This is a genomic window from Bacteroides luhongzhouii (assembly GCF_009193295.2).
GTDB lineage: Bacteria > Bacteroidota > Bacteroidia > Bacteroidales > Bacteroidaceae > Bacteroides > Bacteroides luhongzhouii.
This window is the reverse complement of the sequence record NZ_CP059973.1, coordinates 3974684-3987776: the sequence shown is the minus strand read 5'-3', so window position 1 is coordinate 3987776 and position 13093 is coordinate 3974684. Positions and strand designations below refer to the sequence as shown.

Sequence of the window (13093 nt, the reverse complement as noted above, 5' to 3'; positions counted from 1 at the left end):
CCGGATTTATTTCTTTTCTTCCAGCAATGCTTTTACGACTGATTCCGGAGCCGTAAATATGGTTCCATGCTTATGCCCTACAGGGATGCTTACCTCTTCTGTTACATCTGTAAAGTTCCGGAAATCCTTCGTACGCATAGCGCCATATATTTTCCTCTTATATACATCAAAGTAGATTAGATAATCATCTCCCACTTTCTCTACAGACGGTCCTTCTACAAAGGATTCAGTGAAAGGCTGGGATGCGGGCGAATAAGGACCGGTCATAGAATCGGAAAAAGCGATTTTCAGATTACGTTCCGGACGGGTGTTATCCTTGAGTACCATTACATAGTCATTCTTCGCCCGTTTCACGATAACGGCATCAATGGAACTGAATCCCGGATCGTATAAAAGTTTTGCTTTCGAAACGGTTTTAAAATCTTTTGTCGTGATATAGTATAAACGATGATTATTGTTCTCTTCTTCTATCCCCTTTTCAAAACGTCCGGGGACACAGGAAGCCCATACTACCATAAACTGATCGTTCTCGTCGTCATAGAAAATTTCCGGAGCCCATACATTTACAGTAGTCGGTTCGTCTGCCATTACAGGAATCATCTGTTGTTCCGACCAATGGATCAAATCTTTGGAATGCGCGTAACCAAATCCTAAATCACCTTTCCAACTTGTAGTCCAAACCAAATGGTAGGTTCCATCCGGAGTACGTACCATCGAGGGGTCCCGCATAAGCTGATGCTGTCCCAATTCCGGTTTTAGCCAAACTCCCGGAATACTGTCCCAATGCATTCCATCCTCACTATATAAGTATCTCAAACCCTCATCAGCCGGTTCATGAAACGAAGTGAACACATAGTAGTCTTTGTTCCCCCCACAAGAAGCCAGAAACAGAAGACTTATTGCGGCTAATGTATTTCTTAACTTTTTCATTTGTATATTCTATATTTGTATCTTTTATACAAAGGAGACGATGGAAAGCGCCATTTGTACTCAAATATACTAGAAGAATCATTAGATTCAAAATTTATATACGATAAAAGGGCGACTCTCCGAGCCACCCTTTCCACCATCAAACAAACTAACCATTTACAATGGGAAAGAATTTCACTTCTTTTTATAGTATCTTATTTTTTAATTATAAAGAACCTCCACGGGCTTTTACACGTTTGTACCATTCTTCACGTTCTTTCTTCAAGTCATATCCACGTTTAGCCAGATAGTTATTGATACGTCCTTTGTATTTTCCGAAAGCTGCGTGTTTCTTATTCGAATTTTCTGCATCCAACGCAAATTCACGAGCCTCTATCAACCAAGCATAGATTTGAGCTTTTTCTTCTTCTTTCAAAGTAGGAATCATGTCCAAATGTGAGTCATAAGTCACTTTTACCACTCCATAAGTCATGCCATCCTTAACAGCTTCTATTTGCTTTTCATCAAGAAAGAGAGATAAATCGGCAGGAAAAGCGAAATGTGAACGATATAGTGCTGCATCTTTTTCATTTTCCGCAGCTTTCAAAGCTTCATTTTTAGCCTCACCAGTCAACCCGGATTCTTTTACTTTCTTGACTTTCGCATCGCGTACCTCATAAATATCATTTAATTCGAAGTAACGATTGGCTATGACATTGCGGACGTCTTCGGCTATTTTCGCATCTGTAAGTCCGAGTTTATCGACGATCTTTTGTGATCGGCTGACAATAGACTTTACATATTCAGGATCACGATTCTCTTTATTTAAGTCGACTGCCTGTACAGACATCCAACCGGATATAAAAAGCAATGATAGTATCAGTATCTTTTTCATAATTACATTAATTTTCCTTTTTCAGCCAATGTATCGTAGTTGTTCTTCATATCTCTCCAATCTACTTTATGCTTTGTGCTGATACCGTTGATGTATTTTTCAATATTCGTATATCCGTCACCAGTACAGTCCTTATTGGCATCACTCGGGTCATTCGGATTCAAGCCATTAGCAATTTCCCATTCATCCGGCATACCATCACCGTCTGTATCTACATAAGGAGTACCTTTATATTCAGGATAACCACCCATCTGGCGAATATCAGTAATAATACCCTGCTTATAAGAATCTTTCGGTAAACGACGATATTTAAATTGCCCGTCCTCACCCATTGATTTAGGAGACAAACCGGTAAGATCGCCGTATGCATCTTTAGGAAGTTTCTTTTCATAATAAGGAATACCTGTTCTAACTTCTTCAATCACACGTTCGTCAACAATATCACGACAAGGAATATTCGCACCTACATGTTTCAATACATAGTCATAAGCATCATTGGCTCCCATGATATTGATATACGGCATCTCGAATGGCTTATAGCTACGCATGTATTCAGTATATCCGTCAGTATTCGGCTGGTCTTCAATCTGAATACCGCCATTCCAGTTGTCTTTAGTTATTTCAGGATAGCCTTCCATTATATTTCCGTCGGCATATACTCGCCCATATTCTTTATGATCCAGCTTACTACGTCCTGCTTCCGGTTTCAAGATACGATGTCCTACATTGGAATCCTTAGGAGTAGCAGGTCCCGGTTTGTAGTAGTTGTTAATCATATTGAACATAGCGGTATAATCACCACCATCAGAAGAACGGTGCACCCAATTGAATACTACATTATTAACGAAATTGAATATGCCATTCCAACCGATAGAAGGATTACGTCCGGAGTTACTAGCCCAAAGGTTACGGGCAAACGCACAGTTCTCACCACCTAACGTACTACCAAATGCATGATTGTATGTATCCAACGCTTTTGCCGAGATCGTGTTTTGAATAGTTACGTTTACAGTAGGAAGTTTCAAGTCTTTGCTTTCATATTGTCCTTCACTCGGGTCGTACATGTGGCGATAGAAAGAAATGTTTTCATCCAATCCCCATGTACAGGAGCAGTGGTCGATCATTATATTACCAACAGGGTTACCTCCAAAAGAGTCATCACGATGCCATACTTTCGTTTCTCCACGACGGAAACGCATATGACGTACCACCACATCATGTGTATCTACCCAAAATGATTCTCCAGCAATACAAACACCGTCTCCTGGAGCTGTTTGTCCGGCAATAGTTACGTAAGGAGCACGGACGATAATCGGAGATTCCAGACGGATGATACCAGCAACATTAAATACGATAATACGTGCACCACCAGTTTCACATGCTTCACGGAAAGAACCCGGTCCACGATCATTCAGATTTGTGACAGTTATCACTTTACCTCCACGACCACCAAAACTGTACATACCACCACCTTCAGCACCTGGGAATGAAGGAATATCAGCCTGCGGCAAATCGTACGGACGACCAGCCCAAGGAATATATGGACGTCCTTCCTTCGCTTCTTTCTGTACTATTGGAAGTGCCTTCGCCCATGCTTCATCAGAGCGTTTCCGCTCTTCGGTCATCATTTTTGTATAGTTTTCTTTGGCTTCGCCAGATATTTGTGGGTATTGCGCCCATGCAACGGTCGGAGTCAACATTGTTGCAGCAAAAACTGCTAAAAGTACCTGTTTCTTCTTCATTTTTATTTGGTTTTGTGAAGTTGTTAATTCAAAAATACAATAATAAGACGAAAGAAGAAAAGATTTGTAATCAGTAATAACAAAAAAACATGAGCGATAAAATACAAAAAAGAAGTTGGCAGATTTCTACTGTTGTTCCGTATCTCTATATCTGTACATATTTCTGTCTCCATTCTTCTAATTCCGGTGTGTGCAGGGTTGTATCCAATGGGAAAGGCCCATCTTCTTGATTGAGAATTTCGATGCGTTACTGTACATCTTCTTTCGAAATAAAGTTTTGTGTATGGATAAATAGTTTTCAATGTTTGAAACTCTGTAGAAAAAAATAAGAGGGTGTCTAAATGTATGTAGACACCCTCTTATTATATTTGAACCTATCTATCTGTAACAGACTGATTCGTTTTATTCCATTAATGGATCATAAGTTCCATTAGCACCTCCATTACGTGAATCCGCCCAACCAATAGTCTGTTCCAATGTTACATTATTAGCTTGCATATTGGTTTTAAAACCAATGAAATAATAATGAGGTTGGAAAGAAATGGTATATTCCAAATCACCATCTACTCGAGTGGTTTTCCGATGTAAATATTCACGATAAAAGTCGGCCAAGTTATCAATAGCCGTATTAGGAACTTCAGAAGGATCTTGATCCTCTCCTACTTCTTTTGCAAGTACGCCATCACGCATAAGATTGATAGCGGTAGGACGTTTGATATTCTGAGCAAGAATCGGGTCCTTTCCATCTTTTTCTTCGGCCTGTCCAACTTTATCTGCAACACATATTTCTGCTCCAGTACGACGTTGTCCATTCAAAGGTTTTACGCCAAGGTATGTACATGTATTACCATCAAACCCTGTTACTTTCCAAGAGGATTTCAACTCTTCTTGTCCTGCTCCACCATCCCAAAGCAACCAACGACGCATATCGTCAAAACGCTTACCTTCATAAGCAAGTTCTATTTGACGTTCATATAAAATTGCTGCAAACAGTTTTGCACGGTTACTAACTAAATTAGCATCCAAACCACAGTCACCTGTGTAACCTACTCGTTGACGTATCAGTTTCAATGCATCCAAAGCTTCCTGCAAATGACCAGCACCACATGCTGCCTCTGCAAAATTTAACAACACCTCTGCATAACGAATTTCCATATAAGGAGCACCCGAATACTGAAATGCCTTGCTGGAATTAGCCGCATCATAAATATACAGTGGAGTATTAATAGCCGCATCATCAGAACGTTTACGAATATAGATACTTTTATTATTATCTCCTAATCCATCAGCACCATACCCAGATTGATTATCTTTCCCTTGATCTTCTGCCTTTTCGTACCAAGAATAACTCCATAACACATAATTATTTCCAGCATAAGGATACTGTTCAGGATGTTCTGCTTGATTTCCCGGTGTTCCGTCAAATTTCCATTCCACTCCAGGAAATGCAAAAGTACGATAAAATCGCGGATCACGATTCAAGAAAAACAATTGATCGTCATATTGATATTTCCCTTGTTCATCCGGTCTTTTTCCGTCCGCCATTGGAAACAGGTCTATCATTTGAGCAGTCGTACCTTTACCACCGCCTCCACCTGTATTGATAGGACGAATTGAGTTCTCCCAGCCATTGTTCTTATTATAATTTGTGCCAACACCTGTTTTTACATTATTATACAAAGTTACAAAAACAGCTTCATTTGAGGCATAAGTAGAAAAGACACTTGCCCATCCTGCGCCATTAACACCTGGTGTACCAAGATTTTCCAACCCCCAATCTCCTTCTTTCAATTTATCAATCGCCGCTTTATTGGATATATAAGCCTGGTTCCACCGATCTGCATCATCAGCTCGATTAAATAATGGACTGGCATAGAGCAGACGTGCTCTTCCCTGCAAAGCTAAAGCTGCTCCGGACGTTATACGCCCAAAATCCTCTGCCGGCTTTGACCAACGGGCTGGCAAATATTCAGATGCGAGTCTCAAATCCTCACAAATAAAATCAATTGCCGCCTTAGTAGTCGACCGGGGTACTGCCAGACTAACTCCACCATCGTCACCTATAATTGGATTTTGCGGTTCATCAATCAACGGCACACCACCATATACCCGCACAAGACGAAAATATGCCCATGCCCGGAAGAATAAAGCCTGTCCCAACAATTCCTCTTTTTCAGATTTCTCAAGGCTACTATCAGTAATACCCTTTATCACCATATTACACTCGCGTATATGCCCATAAGGACTTTTAGAATTATTACTTCCAAATTCCTGAAAAATATAATCCGGCACGTTTGTATTGTCCAAAACTACATTTGGATTTACATAATCGGAAAATCCGCCATATTCTTCCGTGCTTTTCGCATTGATGTCAGCTGTTCCAGCACTTACACTATTCCATCCAATACTTCCTGTAGATGAAGGTAATAAATAATTATACAAAGTATTCACACGAGACTGAGCACCTATATAACTATCATAAATTTCTTCACCAAAGTTTCCATAGTTCTTCTTTTCCTGTAGAAACTCATCGCTGCATCCTGAGAAAGAAGCTACAGCAAATGCCATTATGGCTATTGAACTTAATCGATATCTCTTTTTCATCTTTCGTTTTCTTTTTTAGAATGACACATTCACACCTAAAGTAATTTTACGCAAATTGGGATAATTTCCATATGTTCCATCCATTGGATCCATAAAATGATCTGGGAATGGGTTATAAAGACTAAGCATATTCTGTCCAGTCAGATTGAAACGACAATTTTCTACTCCGATTTTCTGCACCCATGCTTTCGGTAATGAATAAGCCACTGTTATATTGCGAAGAGTTATACGCGTACCACTGATTTTCCAGAATGTAGAAGTCTCATTATTAATACTATAACGCAGGTTCGGATAAATAGCATCCCGATTTGCCGGAGCAATTACATTCCCGTTGGCATCAAGAACATCATTATAAACATACATATTATTTGCCCAGAATGATGGAAGATTCGTATATTCCATATCTGTGTAACTACCTCCTGACTTAATCGGGTTCACGATACTACGCGCAGACTTCGGTAAAAAGCTATATCCTCCCCAGCTCGCATTAAATTGCATACTGAATGATAATCCCTTCCACTCACCGCCAAGGTTAACCGTAAAGCCCCAAGGGTTACTGCGATTGGATATTTTGACCAAGTCGACATCTTTATCAACTACTCCATCCGGCCCCTGATATGTACCATCCGCATTTTGTTGTCCACGAATATCTTTATAAATCAACATACCTGGTTGCACATCGTCTTTTTTCAATCCCATATAGTTCGTGATCTGATATTTATCGAAATATTCTTCAATCTGCTGTTTATCACGGAACATACCAATACATTCCAACCCCCATTCTCCCAAGTCAGTACGTTGATTAGGGTGTTGTTCATATATCTTTATCAATTCCGGCCAATACATCTTTTTCATTCTATTATCGCTGTAACCAGCATTCACACCGATACGATATTTAAAGTCTTTTCCTATTTTATCTCTCCATCCTAATGATAACTCCACTCCATAAGCATCGAGTGAACCAAAGTTCTCTGCTGTCGGTTGTGAACCTACAGTAGAAGGAAATTCTGCAGTCCCTTTACGAGTCATAAACATATCTCGATTCTGTTCGTAATAAGCATCCACATTTACAGATAAACGACTGTTAAGGAAACGTGTATCAACACCGAAATTGTACTTATAACTTGAATCCCAATGAGCATCACGATTTGGTGAAGTGGCACTCTGAGCGGCAGAACCGATATTATTACCTACATTAGTTCCAAATACAGCACCTTTATTAGCATCCATATTATAAAGTTGTAACCAACCCCAACTCTTAATATTATCACGTCCCAACATACCAAAAGAACCGCGAACTTTTAAGAAATCAATCCATTTCACTTTATCCTTAAACCAGCTTTCTTCTGATATCACCCAACCTGCAGAAACAGATGGAAATACTCCCCAATAATTTTCAGGGGCAAATTTTGTAGAAGCATCAGAGCGTACCAATAATTCTAACAGATACCTGTCGGCATACGAATAGTTAATACGACCAATATAAGACAATGTTCCACCAACAGAGCGCCCGAAACTGGTTGATTGATCACCAGTAGCAGTTTTCGACTGTCCATCAGTGATTGGCAATGGATCAAGCACTACGCCTTCCAGGTCTTCCATTTCGTTCTCTGATTTTTCAATTGAGAATAAACCACTCACGTCATGTAAACCAAACGTACGAGCATACGATACATTAAAGTTCAACTGATAGCTATCATAACGGTTCATTGTACGCCGGATTGAATTACCATTTGAAGTAGGTAATGCCTCAAAGTTACTAAAAGACGTATCAATATCATCACCTGTATAAAGGTGTCCACCGCTACCACCACGATCTATCATCTTATACACTGTTAGGTTTGTACCTAACTGATTATTTTTAGAAGTACTAATATTCTTAGAATAAGATGCCTTTACTTTCAAGCCTTTTAGCCATTTATTCCAGCCAAAATCATATTCTAGTGAACCATTGACCGTCATATTAGAATTCATTGATTCACTATAATTGTCCAGATTCTGCAACTCATTAAAATGGTACTTTTGCAAAGTATGAATTTCATTATTAGAAACACCATAAGTAGCCAAAGGTATCTCACCAATATAATCAGGAATATAGCGCGGATGGGTTAATAATGAGTTATAATCCGCTTCAGCCGAAGAGCCGCCTATCTTATTAAGAGCCGTATTGGTTTTACCGTTATCACCTGATACTTGTAATGAAGCCTTCAACCATTTACTGATTTTCGCATCAACTCCGGCACGATAATTCCAACGATTATAATCCAAACGCCCCATATTACCATCTTGAGTGTAATAAGAGATACCTGCAAAATAGGTAGCTCTTTCCGAGCCACCGCTCATGTTAATACTGTGCTTTTGAGTAAAAGCTGCACTCCATTCACGCTCCAACAAATCATAATTCAAGCCTTTCATCGCCTCCAGTTCATCAGCCTGAAATAAATCTGTACGAAGGTCCATTGAATTTTCCGATGTAGTTCCGGCAGCACGTACTCCGTTCCAAATAACACCATAATCATAGGCACTCAACATCTTAGGACGTGCAATTTCATCTGTATATCCAAACTGACCACTATACGAAATTTTCGGTGCACCCACATGACCACGCTTTGTTGTTACCAAAACAACACCTTGTGCTGAACGTGCACCATAAACTGCTGCTGCTGCATCCTTCAAAACTGTGATTTGATCTACTACACTAGCATCCAGGTTATTGAAAGCATCCTCTGTTGTAATAAAGCCATCAATGACATACAGCGGACTTGAAGAACCTCCTTGGGGAGAATAAGCCACTGCCGTTTTTGCCTGACGAATACTTAAAGATGTTCCTTCCCCGGGACGGGCATTACCACCAGTGACACTCAAACCATTCACCATACCGACTAAAGCGCTTCCCAAATTACTTACAGAAAGATCCGCCACTTCACTAGGTTCAATTGTAGATATAGCACCTGTAACATTCCTCATTTTCTGGGTACCATAACCTACCACTACTACTTCATCCAATTTCATTGCATCTTCCTTCAATACAATACGTGTATTTTTTAAGTCTGATATTGTTTGAGTAATATATCCAATAAAGGAAACAGTCAATTTTCCTTTGTTTGGGACAGAAACAGAAAATTTTCCATCCAGATCTGTAATCGTTCCTGTACTAGTACCTTCTACTTTTACAGAAGCTCCAATTATCGGTTCACCAACCTCATCCACAACAGTACCTTTCACTATTCTGGATTGCTGCGCCTGAATTGGTGATATTACACATAACATCATCAAAAAGCTCAGACAAAGACTGAGAGTTAAATATTTTTTCTCCATATATTTTATTTTTTCTAACTTTTATTCTTCCTCCGGTAATTCTGGCAACCAACGTGGATCACCCGTACGTGCTGTAAGCTGTTCTGTACCCAATACAGTGAAATCCCCATTAGCAGGATCCTTCAATTGAGGATCGGTTTCAAAGTGAGTACCACTAATATCATATTTAAGTTCCTCTGCAGGGACTTCACCATTATACCAATATGTATTTTGTCCGAAACTTGCTGTCACCTGTCCTGTACGTCCACCAAGGAAACGACGGGCAACTTCTCCTTTGCCTGATTCAAGGAAAATGTTTTGCTTCATATTCCAGTTGACACATGTTTGACCAGCAAAGCCATTATAGCTCCCCCATTGTTTATTGTAACATACATGATAGAATGTGCTATTTAGATAATTGACGGATCCCTTTACGAAACCTGCCCGAGTAGGACGACCGCTATTATTATATTGAAGGAAATAATTGTTATTTTTAGTACCATTATGCCAAAATGTAGAGTTCTGTACAGTCATATCATTTGCAAAACCCTGATTGAAAAAAATAACTGCCTGTTCCTGTGTCGTTTCCAACTTCACAAGACAATCATTTATCAGCAATGTGGCTGGACAATATTTCTTCTTATTATCATAAATAAGATGTCTTTGGATTCCTTTAATTTCACATGACTGTATAACCACAGGATCATTTATAATATAATAATCGCCTTCTCCTTTTATACTTTCGTCTGGAGTATCACTAAATAATAATAATGAAGCTGTCGATGAAGCACCATCCACTGCACTACAATCAAAATTTATAAACTTCATTTTTAAACCTGCTGTAGTACAAATTCGGCCATTAATTCCATACGTTATATTTGCATGTCCCAATTTATCACCACGGAAAGTTACCTTCTGTTTTCCGAAATCAATAGGTGCTGATAAGGTATATTTTCCATTTGCTTTCAATACATACGCTAATTCTTCATCCGTTTTATCATTGGGTATCGGATTATTGGCAAACCACTCTGCAATATCTCCTTCCGGAATAGTAGCGTAAGTAGGAATTAAAGTCGTAAAAGTAGCCTCCGTAGATGAAGCCGCATCTTTATTATTGTATTCGCTATTACCCATTGTTTTAATGACAACCTTATAATTGGTATCATCAATTAACTTACGTTCAACAGAACACCCGTCAACTATCTCATTTTCTTCACCTACAGCTTTAGGATGATCCGGATCATCCACAATATATAGAGAAAACTGATAACCACCTGCTCCGTGAACAACAGGCCATTCTACTTTCAACGTTCCTCCATCAGGACTTGGTTTAAAAGCTATTTCCTCAGATTTGGGAGATTCCAAAGTAACTCCCCTTACATCAGAAGAAAACGTCCAATCATCTTTGTATCCATCGATACAAGCACTAAAAGAAACTAAAGTCATTGCGACTAACAATGTCGCCCCTGTTTCTCGTAAGAATAACTGCTTACTCTTCATAGATTAAATTTTAATTTAAACAAAAATAATACATAATATCTTCTATTTATAAAACTTTCAAATAAAGACGTACAACTACAAAATATGTAATCACTTAAATTGACTTAAAATATGTAACTCATACTTCTCTTTATTCATATATAAACAGGACGAATGAGTAGAAAATATGTAATCACATAGGAAGAAAGAAATTTAATTAGTCGGGAGTTTGTATCAATTGTCAGAATGCAATGAATTGCTTTTATAGCTGTATTGTAATTATATATTAAAGTATAACAAAACTAGAATATATGTAGGAGACCGAACAGCAAGAAGCACTACATTCATCAAGAAGATGTAGAAGAGTAAGGCGGTTCAAATACATACTTTGAATTAAAGAAGTACATAAATACAGCAGTAAAATAGTATCTATATACGACTCTGCTAGCTTCCAATTTTTAAAGTACTTCCCCGCTTTCAGCATTCAGTTTTCTCTATAAACCCTTATTCATAGGGATTCCGGCTGAAAGCTCACCCTAAAATCATCCAATTCCGCTTTCAGCCCCTCAATTTGTGTAAAACGGAAGGTCTGTTAGAGTAAATTAGTTTGCTGTGCACTTTGACGCAACCCGAAGAAATAATATCTAGGTTGGAACAGAGGATCGATACCGAGCGTATTACCGTCAAGGCTGATATCCTTACGTGTGAAGTTTGTATAGAATTCGCACATTTCCGTAATTTCCGGCATTACATATACGTCTGAAAACACCTTCGGTTCCTGTTGCCGAACCTACAACGCAGTCAGCAAAAATAGTATTCTGCATCTCCAGGGAAAATACAGCATTATTACTATTTATTACGTTATTAAAGAAACGATTGTTAGTCTTTCCAACATTGTAGAAAGTACAATTATTCATTTTCCGAAGTGATGCACTCCAGCCGGAACCACTGAAGTTTGAAGGAACACGTCCTCTCATTTGAACTAAATAAGCACTGCCGGGAACCGTATAATAGATGGTACTGTTTGTTAAATACAAATCCTTAATCCAACCCTGACCGTTAAATGCTATAAAGATAGTACTTGCAGCATTGATGCTCACCAGGTAATCATCCACAGTTAAAGCAGCCAAACCATAACCATTATTACAATAATATAACGGTACTGGCATATTGGTTAAATTACAAGACTGGAAAACATAAGGTTGTTGGACTACACCTGCTTCTGCTGCGTTGAACATAACCAGACCTCTACTGTTAGAAGCGGTATAAGTACTTTCATCAAAATCAAAATCAATGAACTTAACCTTAAGTCCTGCTCCGTGATTTATAAATGAAGCGTTTCCTTTCATGGTTATTTTGGCGTGGTTCACTTTGTCACCGCGGATAGTCAGCGTTGTCGTGCCCAAATCAATGTTACCGTCCATTTCATAGTTACCGCCTGCTACCAACTCGTAAGCAACCTCTTCTTCACCTTCTTCAAGAGGTGCAATAGGATTGTCAGTAAAATAAGTCGTCAGATTCGTACCGGACGGGATTATTTCACGCAGCGGTACCAAAGTATTATAAGGCATCTCCGTAGCGGCAACGGCATCACTATTATTATACTTCTCATTCCCCAACGTTTTAACTACTACCTTATACCTCGTATCCGGAGTAATATCACGGGTAATCTTACATTTGTCCACAATCTCATTTTCCGGGCCAATGACAACCGGATTATCAGGATCGTCAACATTATAGAACGTCACCTGATATCCTCCGGCTCCAAACACTACCGGCCATGTAACTTCCAGAGACGTAATATCTACATTTCTTGTAAAAGTCCAACCTTCAGTTGAGGGTGATTCCAAAGTTACTCCCTGAACTCCCGGCGAGAAGGTTCGGTCATCTTTGTATCCATCGACACAAGAGCTAAAAAGAAGTATAGCCGCCCCAAACGCCAGACTATTTCTTTTTACCCGTAAAAATAAATGTTTACTCTTCATAGATTAAATTTTAATTTAAACAAAATAATATATTATACTTTCTAAGTTCACTCACAAATGTCTCTTCCATATTAACTATGTCATAATTGTCCTCCTATCATTATTTTAATTCCATTTTTATCCGATTCATATAAAGGACGCACATATAACATTACTGTAATCTACTAATTTCAGCTGATTAA

The 13093-nt window shown here is 38.9% G+C and carries 7 protein-coding genes; all 7 read right to left on the bottom strand.

Annotated elements, in window-relative coordinates:
* Window positions 1–6: 6 nt before the first annotated feature.
* A complete protein-coding gene (locus GD631_RS14795; RefSeq protein ID WP_185911481.1) occupies window positions 7–930 on the bottom strand; it encodes a glycoside hydrolase family 43 protein in 924 nt (307 codons plus the stop codon).
* A 205-nt stretch (window positions 931–1135) separates the two neighbouring features.
* A complete protein-coding gene (locus GD631_RS14790) occupies window positions 1136–1804 on the bottom strand; it encodes a DUF3826 domain-containing protein (protein ID WP_143260108.1) in 669 nt (222 codons plus the stop codon).
* A 2-nt stretch (window positions 1805–1806) separates the two neighbouring features.
* A complete protein-coding gene (locus GD631_RS14785; RefSeq protein WP_143260107.1) occupies window positions 1807–3546 on the bottom strand; it encodes a thrombospondin type 3 repeat-containing protein in 1740 nt (579 codons plus the stop codon).
* Window positions 3547–3948: 402 nt separating this feature from the next.
* Window positions 3949–6150: a RagB/SusD family nutrient uptake outer membrane protein gene (locus tag GD631_RS14780; RefSeq protein ID WP_143260106.1), complete on the bottom strand. Its 2202-nt coding sequence runs from the start codon at window positions 6148–6150 to the stop codon at window positions 3949–3951.
* Window positions 6151–6165: 15 nt separating this feature from the next.
* On the bottom strand, window positions 6166–9468 hold the full coding sequence (locus GD631_RS14775; protein WP_143260105.1) for a SusC/RagA family TonB-linked outer membrane protein: 3303 nt from the start codon (window positions 9466–9468) through the stop codon (window positions 6166–6168).
* A gap of 21 nt (window positions 9469–9489) precedes the next feature.
* Complete coding sequence (locus GD631_RS14770) at window positions 9490–10947, bottom strand: DUF4992 family lipoprotein (RefSeq protein ID WP_143260104.1); 1458 nt, start codon at window positions 10945–10947, stop codon at window positions 9490–9492.
* A gap of 677 nt (window positions 10948–11624) precedes the next feature.
* Window positions 11625–12911 (bottom strand): DUF4992 family lipoprotein, encoded by a 1287-nt coding sequence (locus GD631_RS14765; RefSeq protein ID WP_223225924.1) that lies wholly within the window; start codon window positions 12909–12911, stop codon window positions 11625–11627.
* Window positions 12912–13093 lie beyond the last annotated feature (182 nt).